Source organism: Bradyrhizobium sp. LMTR 3, from assembly GCF_001693485.1.
Classification (GTDB): domain Bacteria; phylum Pseudomonadota; class Alphaproteobacteria; order Rhizobiales; family Xanthobacteraceae; genus Bradyrhizobium.
In genome coordinates this window covers 213,777-232,535 of record NZ_MAXC01000051.1, presented here as the reverse complement: position 1 = coordinate 232,535, position 18,759 = coordinate 213,777, and the positions used below count along the sequence as shown (strand labels likewise).

Below are 18,759 nucleotides of genomic sequence, written 5' to 3'. Positions count from 1 at the left end.
CCTTGAAATAATATTGTCTGCTTTATTGCGATGCGATGTCAATTGATACCGTAAAAATAGTGTACGCGAGAAAAGCGTCCTTTTGACAGCACATTTTATGTCGGTCATATTGTCCAAAAGACCGTCAGGGAGGGTGCCATGACCAAGAAGAATTCGAGCCACAAATCCGTGGACTTCAGCCGAAGAACGCTGCTTCAGGCCGGCGCCGCCACCCTCGGCGCCGCCGCATTTCCGTTGCCGGCCATTGCACAAACAAAACCGTTTACCGGCGTCACGCTGCGCGGCGCGTCCTTTCAGCACCGCTTTTTCACGCTGCTGCAGAACTACATTCCGGAGTTCGAGGCGCAGACCGGCATGAAGGTTGATCTGCAACTCTCGGCGTTTCCGGTCTACAACCAGCAGGCTAACCTCGAATTGTCGTCGGGCGGCTCGGCTTTCGATTTCGTCAACGTCACCTTCATCCTTGCCGCGCGCTGGGTGGCGGCAGGGCTACTCGCCAATCTCGACGAGTTCACCGGCGATCCCAACCTGACGCCGGCGGAATGGAATCCGAAGGATTTCGTCGAGGGCGCGCAGGTACCGTACCGCGACGCCAAGGGCGCCACCTACGGCTATTCCTGGGAAGGCGGGGCCATGGTGATGGGCCTGTCGCGCATGGATCTGATGGAGAAGAAGGGCCTCAAGATTCCCAGGACCTTTGCCGAATTGCAGCAGGTCTGCGCCGAGATCAACGGCACCGACAACGTCAACGGCATCGTCAGCTTCCAGCTCCATCACTGGTGCCTGCCGCCCTATATCCAGGGCTTTGGCGGCAACATCTTCCGCAAACCGCCTGCCGACATCATGCCGACGCTCAACTCGCCGGAGGCGATCAAGGCCGTTGAGTATTACGCGAACCTTCTGAAGAACTACGCGCCGAAGGGCGTGCTCACCTACACCGAGGATCAGGCGCGGCAATCCCACATGACCGGCCGCTCCAACATCTTTATTCATTCCAGCGCCTGGATTACACCGATCCTGCTCTCGAACGACAGCAAGGTGAAAGACACCTCCCGCGTCGTCAGGATGCCCGCCGGGCCTGTGCACGACTACCCGGCCGCCAACAGCCAGGGCCTCGGCATTCCCAAGAACGCCAAGAACAAGAAAGCGGCGTGGGAATTCATCAAATGGGCGCTCAGCCCCGAAATCTCGATGCGGCTGGTCAAGGAGCACGGCCATTCCTCGGTCTGCCGCAGATCCGTGATCGAGAGTGAGGAATACCGCAGGCTGAACACGGTCAACGGCCAGGACCTCGGCGCGCTCTATCTCGAAGTGCTGGGGCTGCCGGCCAAGGGCGAGAACTACATGGCCTATCGCACAGTGAAGGAGTTCCCGATCGTTGGCGATGTCCTCAACAAGGCGTTCGAACAGGTGGCGACGGGGCAGCTCGCAGCCCCGGCTGCGATGAACGCAGCGCAGGAGCAGGCGGTGGCCAATCTCCGCCGCGCCGGGACCGCGCTTTGAGCGGAGAAGGACTGGTCGACGCCGAGCGCCGCCGCTTCAATCGGCTGGCCCTGGCGCCGAGCCTGATCGCGTTGTTCGTGATCGCAGGCTTGCCTGCGATCTATCTTGTGGTGACCAGCCTGACGCCGTTCCAACTGGTCAATCCGGGATCGTCGACCGATTTCTCTTCGCCCTTGCGGAACTATCTCCTGCTCCCCGGCGATCCGCGCTTTGTCAATTCGCTATGGGTGCAAGCCAAGCTGTCGTTCTGGGGCGTGCTGTTGCAGGTCCTGCTCGGCATGCTGCTGGCGCTATTGCTGCACACGCAGTCGCGCGTCGTGGAGTTCGCGCGCACCCTGTTCCTGATTCCGATGGTGCTGCCGCCGATTGTCGTGGCGATCATCTGGAAGCTGATCTACACGCCCGACATCAGCCCGCTCTATTACGCCGCAAGCCTGCTTAACGTGACCATGCCGTCGCTGACTTCGAGCGTCGATTTTGCGCTGACCGCCATCATCATCGCTGACACCTGGGAATGGATGCCCTTCACCTTCCTGATGGTATTGGCTGCGCTGCAGACCATTCCGGATGAGTTTTCCGAAGCCGCCCTGGTCGACGGCGCCAACCGGCTGCAGATATTCTTCTACATCACGCTGCCCTTCATCACGCCGATCCTGGTCATATCGGGCATGTTTCGCCTGATCGACAGCGTCAAGGCATTCCCGCTGGTGTTCCTTTTGACCGGCGGCGGGCCGGGCAGCGTCACCGAGGTGACCAACTATTATGCCTATCTGCTCGCATTCGACTTCAACGAAATCGGCTATTCCAGTTCGGTCACGATCGTGATGCTGCTGCTCGTCGTCGCGGTCAGCCTCGGTGTGGTGTGGATGGGCCGCCGCCGCGAGGCCATGGCATGAGTGGAGGCATGACTGGCCCGGTCCGCCGTTCGGCCAGCCCGCGTAGGCTCGTTGCGATCGGCGTGACGCTGATCGTACTGCTGTTGCCGTTCCTCTGGCTCTTGCAGATGAGCTTCAAGTCCAATGACCTGATCCTGCAGTTTCCGCCGCCCTTGATCTTCACGCCGACGCTGCAAAATTATGCGTCGCTCTGGCAAGGCGCGTTCGCGGCCTCCTTTGTCAACAGCCTCATGAGTGCGTCATTCTCCACGGCGCTGGCGCTCGTTCTCGGGGTGCCCGCGGCCTACGCGTTGTCGCGATGGGCGGGGCGGGGAAAGCACGCGCTGAGCTTCGCCATCCTGGTGACGCGAATGGCGCCGCCGATCGCATTCACGATTCCGTTCTTCCTGTTCTATCGCTGGATCGGGCTGCTCGACACCGTTACCGGGCTGGTGCTGGTCTACACCAGCTTCAACCTGCCGCTGGTGATCTGGATGATGCAGCCGTTTTTTGAAACCGTGCCGTCGTCGCTGGAAGAGGCGGCGCTGGTCGACGGTGCGTCGACACGGGTCGTCTTTCTCCAGATCGTGCTGCCGATGGTCGCGCCCGGCATCGCCGCCACCGCGATTCTGTGCTTCCTCTACGCCTGGAACGACTTCTTCTTTGCGCTGATCCTGACGCGGACCAACGCACGCACGGCGCCGGTCGCCGTGGTCAACTTCATGAACTACGAGGGATGGGAGTGGGGCAAGATCGCCGCGGGCGGCTCGCTGGTGATGGCGCCGGTCCTGATTTTCTCGCTCGCCGTGCGCCGCTATCTGGTGAGCGGGCTGACGGCAGGCGCCGTGAAAGGGTGAGAGCGATGCGGCTTCCGACCGGTGCTTCACGATTTGTATTCATCTTTGCCCATCCGGCCGGCCATGTCGGCGCGCCCCGCCACTACACGCCTTACTTCCAGGGCAATGGGCTGGATTGGCACATGGTGCCGCTCGACATCGCGCCGGAACGTCTCTCCGAGACAATCCGCACGCTCGCGAAATCGCCGAGCGTCGCCGGCTTCAATCTCACAATGCCGCACAAGCCGGCGGCGTTCGAGCTGTGCGATGCGGTCGGGCCGGCGGCGGAGTTCGAAGGCGTCGTCAACACGATCCGGATCGAGGCCGGCGGACGGCTGGTCGGCGAATCTTTCGATGGCGGCGGTTTCCTGAATGCGGCGCGCGAGGAGGGGATATTCGATCCCGACCGCCGCTGCGTCGTGGTCGGGGCGGGGGGCGCCGGCCGCGCGATCTGTCATGCGCTGGCTGCCGCAGGCGTGAGGCGGCTACAAATCCTGAACGAAACGCCAGGGCCGGTCGAAATCCTCGCCCAAAAACTCCGCAGCCGCTTCGCTCATGTCGAGATCAGCCTCGACGAAAAATTCGACGACGCCGGCCTGCTCGTCAACGCCACCTCGCTCGGGCTTCGCGAGACGGACGCCCTGCCGATGAATCCCGCGAGGCTGCCGGATGATTGCGCCGTATTCGATATCATTGCCGCCCGCCGGACCGAGTTCATGCAAGCCTGCGCCGCGCGCGGCCTGAAGGTGGTTGATGGTGTCGCGATGATCAAACACCAGTTGCCCCTGCAGACCGCATTCTGGCGCGGCGAATCCTGAACCATCGCGCATCGCAACCGCGTGCCATCACGCCAAAGTTCCCCATTTCGCCAATCGACCTCCGCGATGCGCAAGATGAACTACTGCGCTGCGTCAGATGCGGGACCAATGCACGGATCAGTGCGTTAGCGACCGAATGACGCTTACGCAGTGGGGAATCCGGCATGGAAGATCTTCTGTCAAAGGTCGAACAGGCGTTTGATTGGGTGCCACAATGGCTGGTCGGGCTTGGCCTCGTCGTCGGCGCCATTGCCGTGGCGCTGTTCGTGTACGGTATTGCCGCAAGAATCATCAAGCGCGCGCTGGGGATGCGCTGGCCGGCCGTGAGGTTGCTTCTGCAAAGGGTTTCTGGCCCGGCGCGGCTGGCGCTTTGTCTCGTCGCCGTGGCGCTGGTGCTGCCGCTGGCGCCCTTGAACGACGTGCTGCGTGAACAGCTCAGGCACTTCTTCATCGTTGCCGTGATCGCGCTGATCGGATGGATCTCGGTTCGTGCCGTGGACATTGGGGCCGCGCGCTATCTTCAGCGCTTCCGCCTCGATACCGACGAGAATTTTCTCGCCCGCAAGCACGTCACCCAGGTGCGTGTCTTCAAGCGCGTGATCGATATCTTGATCATCATCATTGCCGTTTCCACGGCCCTGATGACCTTCGAGTCCGTCAAGCAATACGGCGTCAGCCTGTTCGCCTCCGCCGGCGCGGCCGGCCTGATCGTCGGCCTTGCCGCAAGGCCTTTGCTCAGCAACCTCATCGCCGGCGTTCAGATCGCGATCACGCAACCGATCCGGATCGAGGACGCCGTCATCATCGAGAACGAATGGGGGTGGATCGAGGACATCGCCTCGACCTATGTCGTGGTCCGGTTGTGGGACTGGCGCAGGATGGTGGTGCCGCTGTCCTACTTCATCGAGCGCCCCTTCCAGAACTGGACCCGCGACACCCAGTCGCTGATCGGGGCCATCACCCTTCATGTCGATTATTGCACCGATGTCTCGCGGATTAGGCAGCGGCTCGAACAGGCCGTGCGCGAGTCCAAATTGTGGGATGGCGCCGTGGTCAATCTCCAGGTGATCGAGGCCAGCCTGCGGTCGATCGAGCTTCGGGCGCTGGTCAGCGCCAGCTCCGCGCCGCAATCCTGGGATCTCCGCTGCGAGATCAGGGAAAAGCTGCTCACCTACATTCGCGAGGAGATGCCGGAAGCCTTCCCGCGCGAACGTGCCATGATATCGCCCCGGCTCGCCGACTTCAGCGACACTTTCGAGCACGGCGATGAGCGGTTCCGTCCGGTGCCGGCGAGGGCCCACAGCTAGCTCCTGCACAGGACGAATTCCCGGCTCCGATGTCCTCGCCGAAACTGCCGAAGAGGACCGGAATCGGCCTTGCGTCCGCTTGTTCGGGCTGTAATGGATACGGCTGAACCACGTCCTCACCTATATCCAGAAGAAGAGATCGATGAGCCAACTGATTGTCCGCGCCGGTGAATTTACTTTCCAGGCCCGCTTCGAGGAGCAACTGGCGCCGAAGACGGTCGCCGCCTTTCGCAAGGCGATGCCGTTCGAGAGCCAGGCGATCCATGTCCGCTGGAGCGGCGAGGGTGTCTGGATGCCGCTCGGCGATCTCGATTTCGGCGTCTCCTACGAGAACCACACCAGCTATCCCGCGCCCGGCCAGATCATTCTTTATCCCGGCGGCATCAGCGAGACCGAAATCCTGCTGGCCTATGGCGGCGTGCACTTTGCGAGCAAGATGGGCCAGCTCGCCGGCAATCACTTCATCACCCTGACTTCGGGGCTGGAGAACCTGACCGCATTCGGCAAGACCGTACTGTGGAAGGGCGCGCAGAAGATCCGCTTCGAGGAAGTCTGATCATGGCGGCGCCGGCTTACCCGCGCGACTTTCGCGGCTACGGGCGCAACCCGCCCGATCCGAAGTGGCCGGGCAACGCGCGGGTTGTGGTGCAGTTCGTGGTTAATTTCGAGGAAGGCGGCGAGAACAATGTTCTCGACGGCGATCGCGCCTCGGAGGCTTTTTTGTCAGACGTGCTGGGTGCGCAGCCCTGGCCCGGACAGCGCCATGCCAACATCGAGTCGATGTTCGAATATGGCTCGCGCGCCGGCTTCTGGCGGCTGTGGCGGATGTTCACCGAACGCAATCTGCCGGTCACCGTTTTCGGCGTCGCCAAGGCGTTGAAGCGAAACCCGGATGTGGTCGCTGCCATGAAGGAGTCCGGCTGGGACATCGCCAGCCACAGCCTGCGATGGATCGAGCACAAGGACATGTCTGAAACCGAGGAGCGCACCGAGATCGCGGCGGCGATCCGCGTCCACACCGAGGCGACGGGGCAGCGCCCGCTCGGCTGGTACACCGGACGATCTTCGATCAACACCTTAAGGCTTCTGATGGAGGCCGGCGGCCTGCTTTATCTCTGCGACTCCTATGCCGACGACTTGCCGTACTGGATCAAGTCGCGCGGCTCAAAGCCGCATCTGGTGATCCCCTATACGCTCGACGCCAACGACATGCGCTTTGTCAACGCGCAGGGCTTTGGCGGCGGCGATGAATTCTTCACCTACCTCAAGGACAGTTTTGACGTTCTTTATGCGGAAGGTGAGAGCGCGCCGAAGATGATGTCGGTCGGCCTGCATTGCCGGGTCGTCGGCCGCCCCGGCCGCGCGGCGGCGCTGATGCGGTTTCTCGACTACATCGGAAACCACGAGCGCGTCTGGGTGCCGACGCGGCTGCAGATCGCGCAGCACTGGCACGCCAACCTGTCGCATCTTGCCGATAGCGCTTTCGATATCGGATAGGCCGGCATCGATGTTGAAGCTTTCCGATCTAAATTATTACAGCAAGGATGATTTCGTCGCCGCGCTCGGCAATATTTTCGAGCATTCACCGTGGGTGGCCGAAGCGGCGGCCGTGCGGCGGCCGTTCGCAGGCATCGGCGCGCTGTTCGCGGCAATGACGGCTGCGGTCGACCGCGCGCCGGACGAAACGCTGATGACGCTAATCCGGGCGCACCCCGACCTCGCCAACAAGACCCAGCGCGCCACAGGCCTCACCGCGGAATCTTCCGCCGAACAGGACAGCGTCGGCCTCGATCGGCTGTCGGATGCCGAATATGAAGCCTTCGAGCGCGCCAACAGCGCCTACCGTGCCAAGTTCGGCTTTCCCTATATCGTCTGCGTTCGCCGCCGCACCCGCGATTCCATCCTGCGTGATTTCGAGCGCCGCCTGCCGAACGACGCGAAAGCAGAGATGCGGACTTCAGTCGTGGAGATTTGCCGGATTGCGGCGCTGCGCCTCGACCAGCTCGTGGCTTCCGAGGACCGGCTGCCGGTGCATGGCCGGCTGTCGACCCATGTGCTGGATACGCACAGCGGCAGGCCCGCGGCGGGGATATCGATCGAGCTCACCGAACTGTCCGATCTAGGGCAGAGCCGCGTCGTGGCGCGCGCCGTGACCAACAGCGACGGCCGCACCGATCAGCCATTGATCGGCGGCCGGCCAGTGCCGATCGGCCGCTACGAACTCATGTTTCGCGTCGGTGACTATTTTGCCGGCCGTAATGTGCCGACCTCAGACCCACCGTTTCTCGATCGAATTCCCTTGCACTTCTCGGTGAGCGATCCCGAAGGCCATCTCCACGTGCCGCTGCTCGTGACGCCCTGGAGCTATGCGACCTACCGCGGGAGCTAATCACTTCGTAGTTTGTAGGGTGGACAAAGTAGTTTGTAGGGTGGGCAAAGCGAAGCGTGCCCACCATTTCCAGATGAAATCGTTGATGGTGGGCACGGCGCAAGGGCGCCTTTGCCCACCCTACGGCCTCATCCACACTAATGCGTCGCCGTTGCCGCCGCTGCTGCAGCTTCCGCCTCCGCTGCAGCCTTGCCGCCGACGCCGTTGAAGAATGCATTCAGCGTCACCGCGACCAGCGCGCTGAGCAGGATGCCGGACTCCAGCAGCGGGTGCAGGTCGTGCGGCAGGTTCTTGAAGAAATTCGGCGAGACCAGCGGGATCATGCCGAATCCGACCGAGATCGCCACCACGAACAGATTATGGCGGTTGTTCTTGAAATCGACCGCGGTGAGGATGCGCGCGCCGGTGGCCGCCACCATGCCGAACATCACGAGCCCGGCGCCGCCGAGCACCACCAGCGGCACCGCCTCGACCAGCGCCGCCATCTTTGGCACCAGCCCCAGCAGCAGCAGAATGCCGCCGCCAGCGATGGTCACCCAGCGCGAGCGCACCCCGGTGACGCCGACCAGCCCGACGTTCTGCGAGAACGACGTGTAGGGAAAGGTGTTGAACAGTCCACCCAGGAACGTGCCGACGCCATCGGCACGTAGCCCGCGGGTCAGCGCATCGCGGTCGACGGTCTTGCCGGTGATTTCGGCAAGTGCCAGGAACATGCCGAGCGACTCGATCATCACCACAATCATCACGATGCACATGGTGATGATTGGGACGAGCTGGAATTTCGGTGCCCCGAAATGTAGCGGCAGCACGATCGCCGCCCATGGCGCCGCGGCAACTTTTTCGAAATGCATGACGCCGAGCAGGGCGGCGAGGATCGCGCCAGCGACGATGCCGAGCAGCACTGCGACATTGGCGACGAAACCGGAGCCCCATTTGATCAGGCCGAGGATGACGAGCAGCACGAACAATGCAATGCCGAGGCCTTGTAACTGGCCGTAGCCGGGATTGGGGAACGCGCCGGGCACGCCGTCGACGATCTTGGTCAAGGTCGGCAGGCCGCCACCGGCCCAGTTGATGCCGACCCGCATCAGCGAAATGCCGATTACCAGGATGATCGTCCCGGTCACGACAGGCGGAAACAGCGGCAACATCCGGCTGATGAATGGCGCGGCAAGGATGGCGAAGATTCCGGCAGCGATGACCGAACCGTAGATGCCGAGCAGCCCGATGTCGGGCGCGGCGGCCATCGCCAGCATCGGGCTGACGGAGGCAAAGGTGACGCCCATCATGACCGGCAGGCGGATACCGACTCCGGGAAAGCCAATGCATTGCACCAGGGTAGCGATCCCGCAGGCGAACAGATCCGCGCTGATCAGAAAGGCGACGTCTTCCGGCGGCAGCTTCAGCGCCCGGCCGATGATCAAGGGCACGGCAACCGCGCCGGCGTACATCACCAGCACGTGCTGCAGGCCGAGCGCCAGCAAGCGTGGCGTCGGCAGAACCTGGTCGACCGGATGGATTTCGCTGCTCATATTCGGATTCCCCTGCTGCAGGCGCTTCGCCTGTTTGGACCGATACAAGGCGCGTGCCAGAATTTGCGCTCGAAGGCTTGTCGTTAAAGTGTCGTCCCCTAAAGCCTTGCCCTGTGGCACGAAGGTTGCTCAATATCCAACCTTACCGGGCGACCGAAATCCCCGCAAATTATCCAATTGAACGGGAGCTCCTGGCATGCGGCTGATCAAGAATCGATACGGAAAGGGCCGCGTCCGGGTTATGCGGATTCACCGGGACGGCGACCGCCACGAGGTCAGCCAGCTCAGCATCAAGGCAATGATGGAGGGCGACTTTGCCCGTGCCTATACCCATGCCGACAATTCCACGACGGTGGCAACCGACACCATCAAGAACATCGTCAATGTCGTCGCCCGCGAGAACACTGGCCTCTGCACCGAGGAATTTTGCCAGGTGTTGGCGAAGCGATATCTCGACACCTTTCCGCAGATCGCTTCGGTTGCGGTCACCGCCCACGAGACCAAATGGCGTCGCCTGAGTTTTGGCGGTAAGCCGCATCCCCACAGCTTTGTGCTCGACAACAATGGCAGGCCGTTCGTCGAGGTCGCGGCCGTGCGGGGTGGGCCATCGACATTGGCTTCCGGCATCGACGGGTTCTCGTTCATGAAGTCGACGCAGTCCGGCTGGGAGAATTATCCCAGGGATCGCTACACCACGTTGCCGGAGACCGCCGATCGGATCTGCGCGACCAGCATGGTCGCGTCCTGGAAATGGTCGGGCAAGCCGTCGAACTATCCGGCGGCGAATGCGAAGATTATGGATACCGTGCTCGAAGTGTTCGGCACGACCTACAGCATGAGCGTTCAGGACAGCCTGTACCGGATGGGCGAGGCGGCGCTGGCGGCGGTGCCCGAGATCTCGGAAATCAGCATGGCCTGCCCCAACATGCACTTCATCCCAATGAACCTGTCGGCTTTCGGGTTGGATAACAATAACGACGTTTTCCTGCCCACCGACGAGCCCCATGGTCAGATTGAGTGCACGGTGGGAAGGGGTTAAAAGGCGTCCTCACAATTCGGAAGGCGCCGCTCACGGCGCGTTTCACTGGAACAGCATGACGAAGATACAGACGGTCAGTGGTGGGACGGCGGGATCTCGGCTCGGCGATGAAATCGTAAGCCGTATCAATCAGCTCGGAATGATTTCCGAGACGCCGCAGCATCTGGCGCGGGTTTTCCTGTCGCCTGAGCATCGCACGGCAGCCGATCTCATTCTGTCCTGGATGCGGGATGCCGGCATGGAAGCGCATCTCGACGCGATCGGCAATGTCTGCGGCCGTTACGAGGGCGATCGCCCGGGATTACCCTGCCTGATGCTGGGCTCGCACTACGACACCGTGCGCGATGCCGGCAAATGGGACGGACCGCTCGGGGTCATCACAGCGATCGCCTGCGTCGCCGATCTGAACCGGCGCGGCGTGCGGCTGCCGTTCGCGGTCGAGATCGTCGGTTTCGCCGACGAGGAGGGCGTGCGGTTTGCCTCGACGCTGCTCGGCAGCCGGGCGGTCGCGGGAACCTTCGACGCAAGCGTGCTCGACGCGCGCGACCGTGACGGCCTCACCATGCGCGAGGCCATGGTGCAATTCGGCCTCGACCCCGGCCATATCAATGCGGCGGCGCGCACCCGCCGCGAGCTGCATGCCTATGTCGAACTGCACATCGAACAGGGGCCGGTGCTGGAACAGCAAAACATTCCGGTCGGCGTGGTGACGGCGATCGCGGGCGCCACGCGGCTCGCCGCAAATCTCTCCGGCATGGCCGGCCATGCCGGCACGGTGCCGATGGCGCTGCGGCGCGATGCGCTGGCCGGTGCCGCCGAATGCATCGTCGCGGTCGAGCAGTTCTGCAAGGCCGATGGCGCCGGCCTGGTCGGCACCGTCGGCGTCATCAACGCATCGCCCGGCGCGACCAACGTCATTCCTGGGCAGGTCTCCTTCACGCTCGACATCCGCGCGCCGGCCGATCCGCACCGCAAGCGGGCCGTCGCCGAGATCGTGCGGCAGATCGAGGCGATCGCAAAGCGCCGTGAGCTGTCGCTGCAGATCGACGTCACCCATGAAAACCGCACCGTGCCCTGCGCGCCCTGGCTGAAAGCGCAGGTCGCGGAAGCGGTTGCGGCCGAAGGCTATGGCGTGTTCGAACTGCCGAGCGGGGCGGGGCATGACGGCATGGCGATGATCGATATCGCCGATGTCGCCATGCTGTTCGTGCGCTGCCGCGGTGGCATCAGCCATAACCCGGCCGAGCATGTCGAGACCGCCGATGCCGAGGCGGGCGCGCGCGTGCTGCTGCGGTTCATCGAGAATTTCCGGCCGGGGTAGGCGGCAGGCCTAAGTTCAGAAGATGTAGGGCTTGCAAGAGCTGACCTGAGCGCTGCTGCCATGCCGCTTTATGACAATGCGGTGACATCATGGTTCATCTGACAGAAAGACGAATCGACGATGTCTGAAGTACCAAGGCGTGGTAATCGAAACCACGGAACTCTGTTTCTCATATGCATCGCCACATTCCTTTTTCATCACATCGCAAATACCGATTTTACCAGGGTCCGTTCGCCTCCTGTGTCGCCAACGGTATTCAGGCTGTCAACTTTCTCGGTGATCGCTTCCTGAGAAAGTATCGCGCATCGGCCGGGATCAATGAGTTGTACAGGCACTCGGTCGATAATGCCTTTTCTCCGAACGAAGCCTTTCTGGTCACGGGGGCACCGCACGCATCGGCCTATTATCCCCGGGACTTTGCCTGGTTCTATCCCGATGTTCTCGATCCCGAGACCATCATGGATTCCGAGGATGCTGTCCGCAGGGTTCGTTTGCTCGAGAAGAGCGTCCGGCTGATGTTGGAGGCCGTCCGCGCCAATGTCGTCACAACGACCATTGTTCCCGCAGGCAACGACCGTTACATCGGCGTCAATTACTTCTCGCTGCCGTCGGATACGCTGCTGGGCATTCTCGCGGGTCTGGAGCAGATTATGCGCGCGGACCAAAGGCCGTCTTCGTTTTTGGCGATGGCGCAAGGCGCCTATGCCGGCCGCTTGTTGCTTGGCGAGTATCGGAAGGACCTGGAGAAAGCGATATTTCAACTCGCCGGCTCGTTGCAGCCGTTCGACGACGACGGCCTCGCAGCTTTGCTGTGCGACGTAACGGCCCCCCGTTCCGCGGCGACAGATACCCGCGCCGAGCGCCGGCGGTTCGTCACCAATGCATGCGTCTACGCGACCTTTGTGCGCGGAATACGGTTGGGGGTGATCGACCGGATCGAGCTGGAAGGGCTGCTCGGACGCGCGCTTTCGCAGTACAAGAAGGAGCTGCTCGAGTTATTCGGCAAGCATGGCCATATCAGGCATTCCCTGGATTCCAGGAGCGAACCGGGGGCGTCTTCCGTCGCCCTGGACTTCGTCAATGTGCACCAGGGATTTTGGGATCTGAGCGAGGTGAGCGAACGCGCGCTATTCGCAGCCACGACGGATCTAATCCTTGGCGAACCGCGGTTTCGAATCCCGGATACGTCGCACTTCCTGGTGTCCACGGATAACCCGCAGAACAAGATGATCCACAAGATTGCGGCTCCGGCCTACCAGGGGCGCTCCTGCTGGCCGACGTTTAACGTCGAGTTCGCCGATCGCATGCTGGAGTACGATGAATTTTCCGGCACTGACAAGTACCGGTCCTGCGCCCGCGATATATTGAGGGACATCCGTCGCGCGACCGAAACGCACGGCGGATATCAGGAACTTCTGTCGGAAAGAGGTCTCAAATATCGCACATGGGCCTATCAGAGCGCCGTCGCGCACTCCTGGTTTCCGCGTTTTCTGTCGGTCTGGCGGCGGGCATTCGGGACGCCGCTGCTGAGCTCGAATTCGCAACCTGTTGAGGCGGCCTCTGCGTAGCGGTGCGATGCCCAACGCCAACGTGACCTCACGCCGGAAATCCGCGCACCGAAGCACCTTGTAACGCCGGTCATTTTTTCGCGGCGTGTCGCGACCTGGGCGTAGCGATTTCAATTGCGCTCTGAACCGCAGGCGCAACTGCGGGTTTGCTCAGTTAATGAGCAGGTGCCCGTCCGGAAAGCGCCGGACGGAGGGTAGGCTGCCGTCGCATCCATAATCATCAAATTGAAAATGCAACGGATTTCACTGCCCCCGGCCACGAGCCGCCATTGTACACAATGGCACGCGCCTTGCTTGATTTCTCCCGAAGGGTTCTCTCGTTCGGGGCGCGTACGTCATGGCGAACTCAAGAAAGCTCGCAGCGGAGCCGGAGCCGATCGAGCTCGACTGGGCGGCGACCGCGCTTCTCATCATCGACATGCAGCGCGATTTCATGGAGCCCGGCGGCTTCGGCGAAACGCTGGGTAACGACGTCAGCCAACTCGCGCGCGCGGTGAAGCCGATCGCCGCCGTGCTCGAAGCGGCGCGCGCGACCGGCATGCTGGTCATTCACACCCGCGAGGGCCATCTGCCCGATCTTTCCGACGCACCGCCGGCCAAGGTCGAGCGCGGTGCGCCGTCCTTGCGCATCGGCGATCCCGGGCCGATGGGGCGCATTCTCATTCGCGGCGAACCCGGCCATGACATCATTCCCGAACTCTATCCGCTCGACAGCGAGATCGTGATCGACAAGCCGGGCAAGGGCGCGTTCTACGCCACCGAGCTCGGCGACGTGCTGCAGCGCTACGGCATCGAGAATATCTTGGTGTGCGGCGTCACCACCGAGGTCTGCGTCAACACCACGGTGCGCGAAGCCAACGACCGCGGCTATCGCTGCGTGGTGCTGGCCGATGGCTGCGCCTCCTATTTTCCCGAATTCCACGAGATGGGCCTGAAGATGATCAAGGCGCAGGGCGGCATCTTCGGCTGGGTTTCGGATTCAGCCGCGGTGCTGAACGCACTTTCACCGGAGATTCCAACAACGGCAGTAGCGGGGGCATCACGATGAGCGCAACGGAGACATCAGGTACATCCACCTTCAGGCCGGCGCTATGGACGCCGGGCGACTGGAACGCCTTGTTCGGCTTCGGCACCAACATCCTCGTCAACATGCTGGTGCTGACCGGGCTGCTGCGCTTCGTGCTGAAGATGCCGGATTCAATCGTATTCGGCCGCATCCTGCCGGCGCTCGGCCTGATGATGTGCCTGTCGACGTTCTATTACGCGTATCTCGCCTACAAACTGGCGCAGAAGACCGGGCGCAACGACGTCTGCGCGCTGCCGTCCGGCGTCAGCGTGCCGCACATGTTCATCGTCACCTTCGTGATCATGCTGCCGATCACGCTCAAGACCGGCGATCCCGTCAAGGGCTGGTCGGCCGGCCTGGTCTGGGTGTTCTTCCAGAGCTTTATCCTGATGATCGGCGGTTTCATCGCGCCCTACATCCGGAAGATCACCCCGCGTGCGGCGCTGCTCGGCACGCTCGCCGGTGTTTCCGTCACCTTCATCTCGATGCGCCCGGCGCTGGAGATGTACATGACGCCGCAGATCGGCCTGATCTGCTTCGCCATCATCCTGGTGAGCTGGTTCGGTGGCGTGAAATATCCACGAGGGATTCCGGCGGGCCTTGTCGCCATTGCCGCCGGCATGCTCATCGCCTGGGGCTCGAACCTGTTCGGCCTTGGGCTCGGCGGATTGAGCCTGAAGGGCGTTGGCGATGCCTTTGCCAATTTCGGTTTCTCGGTGCCGTTGCCGGCCTTCGGCCACGTCTTCTCTGGATTCGAATTCCTCGGCATCATCCTGGTGACCGCGATCCCGTTCGGCATCTACGACCTCGTCGAAGCCATGGACAATGTCGAAAGCGCGGAGGCAGCCGGCGACGAATATCCGACCACGCGCGTGCTGACCGCCGACGGCGTCGTCAGCCTGATCGGCTGCCTGATGGGCAATCCCTTCATCAACGCCGTCTATATCGGCCATCCCGGCTGGAAGGCGATGGGCGGGCGGATCGGTTATTCGGCCGCGACCGGCATCATGGTGGTGCTACTGTCGTGGTTCGGCATCATCTCGGTGCTGCTGGCGCTCGTGCCGGTGGTCGCGATCTCGCCGATCCTGCTCTATATCGGTATGCTGATCGGCGCGCAGGCGTTCCAGACCACGCCGCTCAAGCATGCGCCAGCGATCGTGCTGGCGTTGACACCGCATCTCGCGGCGTGGGCGAAGCTGCAGATCGATACCATGCTTGGCTCGACGATTACGGCCGCGCAGACTGTCGGCGGTCTCGCCGCCGACAAGGTCGACGCGGTCAAGACGGCTGCCATTGCCGCGCTACCCCAACAGGGCGTGCTCTATCACGGCCTCGAAGTGATGGGCGGCGGCTCAATCCTCGCCGGTCTCGTGCTGGGCGCGATCGGCGTGTTCGTGATCGAACGCGACTTCATGAAGGCGTCGGCCTTTGCGCTCGCCGGCGCGGTCATGACTTACTTCGGTTTCATGCACGGCGAAGCCGTCGGCATCGGCGGCGGCCTTGGTGTTACGCCCGGCGTGGCGCTGGCCTATGCCGTGATGGCGGCGGGCCTGTTCGCGCTGGCGAAGACCAGCCCTGCCGTCGACTACAGCGCGCATCCGGAGGTGTCCGCGGCGGCGCCAGCGGAGTGAGCCCTCTCACCCCTCATGGTGAGGAGCGCGAAGCGCGTCTCGAACCATGAGGCCACAGTCGGGCCCCATCCTTCGAGACGCGCGTTCCGCGCCCCTCAGGATGAGGGGAGGGCGAAACGCGCCAACTTGCATCCTCACCTTCGAGCGCGAGCAAGTCATTGCCTACCAGCGAAATCTGTTGCAATCCAACTAATATAGTGTACTATCAGTACAGTAAATGATGACCCATGACGATGCACTGCGACTATCATGTCTTCGACGCGGGAGACGTCCTGCTTCAGTCGGGCGTCGTCTTCCCTTCGATGCGGCTCGCCTACCAGACCTATGGCACGCTGAGTGCGCGCAAGGACAATGTGATCGTCTATCCGACATCGTTCAGCGCGCAGCACTACGACACCGAATGGCTGATTCAGCGCGGCGGCGCGCTGGATCCCGATCGCTATTTCATCATCATCCCGAACCTGTTCGGCAACGGCCTGTCCTCGTCGCCGTCCAATTCGGATGTCACGCCGTTTCCGGCGATCAGCTATCACGACGCGGTCGGGGTCCAGCGCCGCCTCCTGGTGGAGCAATTCGGCATCTCGAAAATCGCGCTCGTCTATGGTTGGTCGATGGGCGGCATGCAGGCCTACCACTGGGCGGCCTGCCATCCCGATATGGTGGAGCGGGCGGCTGTCGTCTGCGGCAGCGCCAGATGTTCACCCTACAATCACGTATTCCTCGAGGGCGTGAAGGCCGCGCTCATGGCGGACCCCGCTTTCCGCGACGGTCGTTTCATCGCAACACCTTCCGCCGGACTTCGCGCCATGGGACGCGTCTATGCGGGCTGGGCGATGTCGCACGCCTATTACTGCGACGAGATCTGGCGCGAGGCCGGCTTTACTAGCCTCGAGGATTATCTGGCGCGCTCGTGGGACATTGCCTTCACACGGCGCGACGCCAACGATCTGCTGGCGCAGATCGGCATCTGGCAGCGCGGCGATATCAGCCAATGTCCCGAATTCGCCGGCGACATCGACCGCGCGCTCGCCGCCGTCAGGGCGCGCGTCCTGCTGATGCCCGGGCAGACCGATCGCTATTTCGACATGCGCGACAACGAGGCCGAGTTGGGCCGGCTCGTCAACGCGCGGTCAGCCGAACTGCATCCGATCCCGTCGATCCACGGCCACCGTGCCGGAAACCCGATCAACAACGCCACAGATTGCGATTTCATCAACGCCGAGATCTCGGCGCTGCTGCAGCGTTAAAAATCATCACCGGAGACGATTTCGACCATGAGCACTGCCGTCACCGCAACAGGGGAGAAGCCGCTTGCGCCAGCCATGCTCCGCGAGCTTTCAGTGCGTTCGGACCTTCAAGGCGCCATTCGCACCATCAGTCACTACGGTGCGATCGTGGTGGTCGGCGCCCTGATATGGCTGGTCTCCACGACTTGCGGACTGGCGTGGGCCTTGCCCCTGATCGTCGTACAGGCCTATTTCGTGGCCTTCCTGTTCATGCCCATGCACGAGACCGCCCACAAGACCGCGTTCCGAAACCGCGCACTGAACCTTGTCGTCGGCCATCTCTCGGCTTTCGTGATCGCAAATCGCTACGAATATTATTGCCTGTTTCACTGGGACCATCATCGCTACACCCAGGATCCCCAGCGCGATCCGGAGCTGATCGTTGGGCCCAAGCCGTCCTCCGACGCGCAATTGGCGATTGCCTATACCGGCCTTGTCCAGCTCGCCGGGCGAGAGTTGTTGATGCTGCGTCACGCCCTGACCGGCAAGGTCGCGCTTCCCTGGGTTCCCGAAAGCAAGCGCTACATCGTCGTCAGGGAAGCGCGTCTGTATCTGATGGGCTATGTGGTGCTGCTGCTCGCCTCGCTCGCTTTGCACACGGCGATCCTGCTCTGGGTCTGGATCATTCCGCTGCTTCTCGGCCAGTTGATCCTGCGTCCGTACCTTTACGCCGAGCACACGGGCTGCGAACGGACGCGCAGTGCTTTCCAGAATACCCGTACCACCTACACCGGCATGGTCATGAAGTGGTTCGCATGGAACATGCCCTATCACGTCGAGCACCATGCCTATCCTTCCATCCCGTTCCATGCGCTACCGAAGCTGAACCGGATCGTCGATGGTCAAATCAAGTTCCGGGGCAGGGGCTACCGGGCGGTGACGCGGGAGACGTGGGCCTGGTTCCGCCGGACGCGAGCTAACCCGTCCGGCGCTAACAGTCTTTGATCATCAGAATGGTGTCGACCAGGTTGCGCGCCTGCGTCGACGAGATCGGCTTGATGCCGAAAATGTAGCGGTAGAACAGGCTGCCATAGATCGCATCATAGAGGTCTTCCGGCGCGCCTGTCGCGCCGATGCTGCCGTCCTGCTGGCCGGCCGCGACCAGTTCGACCAGCGCGGTCCTGCGATGGTCGAGGTAGCGCTCGTAGAAGATCTCTGCTGATCCGGTCCTGGAGATGCATTCCGAGATCACCGCGAGTTGCACCTTGCCGAACTCTCCCTGAAGCGCTTCGGCATAGGCCGCAGCGTGGCGCCGGAGGCGGGCCGCGGGCTGACCGGTGCCTGAGATCGGCAGCATCATCGACGCCTGGTTCAGGAACGCGTCGATCAGAAGCGCCTCGCGCGACGGCCACCATTTATAGATGGTCATCTTCGAAACGTTCGAGTGCCGCGCAATCGCGTCGATGCTGGTGGCGGCAAGACCGGTGCTCGCCATCAGCGCATAGGCGCTCTGCAGGATCGCGTTGGTCGTTTCGGCAGAGCGGGGGCGGCCGCGGCGGACGGCCGCCGCGCCACCTTCCGTTGTCATCTTGCTCTTCGCCATCGTCCGGATTTCCAGCCCCTGAACCGGTGCGGCGCGATCGATGCG

General features: G+C 62.5%; 17 protein-coding genes. 15 read left to right on the top strand and 2 right to left on the bottom strand.

Going from position 1 to position 18,759, the window contains the following annotated elements:
• The first annotated feature begins 138 nt into the window (after positions 1 to 138).
• The 8 genes from LMTR3_RS31410 to uraD all read left to right on the top strand — a co-directional run bounded on the left by LMTR3_RS31410 (position 139) and on the right by uraD (position 7,728).
• Positions 139 to 1,503, top strand: a complete 1,365-nt coding sequence (locus LMTR3_RS31410) for an ABC transporter substrate-binding protein (protein ID WP_065748827.1) — start codon at positions 139 to 141, stop codon at positions 1,501 to 1,503.
• The gene (locus LMTR3_RS31405; RefSeq protein ID WP_065748826.1) at positions 1,500 to 2,399 is read left to right on the top strand and encodes a carbohydrate ABC transporter permease; all 900 of its coding nucleotides are present in this window, start codon (positions 1,500 to 1,502) and stop codon (positions 2,397 to 2,399) included. Before LMTR3_RS31410 ends, LMTR3_RS31405 begins: the two co-directional genes overlap by 4 nt.
• 8 nt (positions 2,400 to 2,407) lie before the next feature.
• Positions 2,408 to 3,235 carry a carbohydrate ABC transporter permease gene (locus LMTR3_RS31400; protein ID WP_141686889.1) on the top strand — a complete coding sequence of 276 codons (828 nt, stop codon included), beginning with the start codon at positions 2,408 to 2,410 and terminating at the stop codon, positions 3,233 to 3,235.
• A 5-nt stretch (positions 3,236 to 3,240) separates the two neighbouring features.
• Positions 3,241 to 4,032 (top strand): shikimate dehydrogenase family protein, encoded by a 792-nt coding sequence (locus LMTR3_RS31395; RefSeq protein ID WP_065748824.1) that lies wholly within the window; start codon positions 3,241 to 3,243, stop codon positions 4,030 to 4,032.
• A gap of 164 nt (positions 4,033 to 4,196) precedes the next feature.
• Entirely contained in the window at positions 4,197 to 5,339 is a 1,143-nt protein-coding gene (locus LMTR3_RS31390) for a mechanosensitive ion channel family protein (protein WP_065748823.1), read from the top strand.
• 142 nt (positions 5,340 to 5,481) lie between these two features.
• Complete coding sequence (locus LMTR3_RS31385; protein WP_027536371.1) at positions 5,482 to 5,895, top strand: DUF3830 family protein; 414 nt, start codon at positions 5,482 to 5,484, stop codon at positions 5,893 to 5,895.
• A gap of 2 nt (positions 5,896 to 5,897) precedes the next feature.
• A complete protein-coding gene (gene puuE, locus LMTR3_RS31380) occupies positions 5,898 to 6,836 on the top strand; it encodes an allantoinase PuuE (protein ID WP_065748822.1) in 939 nt (312 codons plus the stop codon).
• 10 nt (positions 6,837 to 6,846) lie between these two features.
• On the top strand, positions 6,847 to 7,728 hold the full coding sequence (uraD, locus tag LMTR3_RS31375; protein WP_065748821.1) for a 2-oxo-4-hydroxy-4-carboxy-5-ureidoimidazoline decarboxylase: 882 nt from the start codon (positions 6,847 to 6,849) through the stop codon (positions 7,726 to 7,728).
• A gap of 137 nt (positions 7,729 to 7,865) precedes the next feature.
• Here the strand turns inward: uraD and LMTR3_RS31370 are convergent, their stop codons facing one another.
• The gene (locus LMTR3_RS31370) at positions 7,866 to 9,260 is read right to left on the bottom strand and encodes a nucleobase:cation symporter-2 family protein (protein ID WP_065748998.1); all 1,395 of its coding nucleotides are present in this window, start codon (positions 9,258 to 9,260) and stop codon (positions 7,866 to 7,868) included.
• Positions 9,261 to 9,456: 196 nt separating this feature from the next.
• On the opposite strand from LMTR3_RS31370, the gene pucL reads away from it, so the two are divergent.
• The 7 genes from pucL (at position 9,457) to LMTR3_RS31335 (ending at position 18,116) form a co-directional block, all read left to right on the top strand.
• A complete protein-coding gene (gene pucL, locus LMTR3_RS31365) occupies positions 9,457 to 10,299 on the top strand; it encodes a factor-independent urate hydroxylase (protein WP_065748820.1) in 843 nt (280 codons plus the stop codon).
• A gap of 55 nt (positions 10,300 to 10,354) precedes the next feature.
• A complete protein-coding gene (locus LMTR3_RS31360) occupies positions 10,355 to 11,620 on the top strand; it encodes an allantoate amidohydrolase (protein ID WP_065748819.1) in 1,266 nt (421 codons plus the stop codon).
• A gap of 173 nt (positions 11,621 to 11,793) precedes the next feature.
• Positions 11,794 to 13,188: a hypothetical protein gene (locus LMTR3_RS31355; RefSeq protein ID WP_065748818.1), complete on the top strand. Its 1,395-nt coding sequence runs from the start codon at positions 11,794 to 11,796 to the stop codon at positions 13,186 to 13,188.
• A gap of 337 nt (positions 13,189 to 13,525) precedes the next feature.
• Positions 13,526 to 14,236: a cysteine hydrolase family protein gene (locus LMTR3_RS31350; protein WP_065748817.1), complete on the top strand. Its 711-nt coding sequence runs from the start codon at positions 13,526 to 13,528 to the stop codon at positions 14,234 to 14,236.
• The gene (locus LMTR3_RS31345) at positions 14,233 to 15,885 is read left to right on the top strand and encodes a regulator (protein ID WP_065748816.1); all 1,653 of its coding nucleotides are present in this window, start codon (positions 14,233 to 14,235) and stop codon (positions 15,883 to 15,885) included. Before LMTR3_RS31350 ends, LMTR3_RS31345 begins: the two co-directional genes overlap by 4 nt.
• Before the next feature lie 227 nt (positions 15,886 to 16,112).
• Positions 16,113 to 17,132 carry an alpha/beta fold hydrolase gene (locus LMTR3_RS31340; RefSeq protein WP_065748815.1) on the top strand — a complete coding sequence of 340 codons (1,020 nt, stop codon included), beginning with the start codon at positions 16,113 to 16,115 and terminating at the stop codon, positions 17,130 to 17,132.
• A 27-nt stretch (positions 17,133 to 17,159) separates the two neighbouring features.
• Positions 17,160 to 18,116, top strand: coding sequence for a fatty acid desaturase (locus LMTR3_RS31335; RefSeq protein ID WP_065748814.1), 957 nt, complete (start codon positions 17,160 to 17,162; stop codon positions 18,114 to 18,116).
• On the opposite strand, the gene LMTR3_RS31330 is transcribed toward LMTR3_RS31335, so the two are convergent.
• Positions 18,103 to 18,714, bottom strand: coding sequence for a TetR/AcrR family transcriptional regulator (locus LMTR3_RS31330; protein WP_065748813.1), 612 nt, complete (start codon positions 18,712 to 18,714; stop codon positions 18,103 to 18,105). The genes LMTR3_RS31335 and LMTR3_RS31330 overlap by 14 nt on opposite strands.
• Between the last annotated feature and the right edge of the window lie 45 nt (positions 18,715 to 18,759).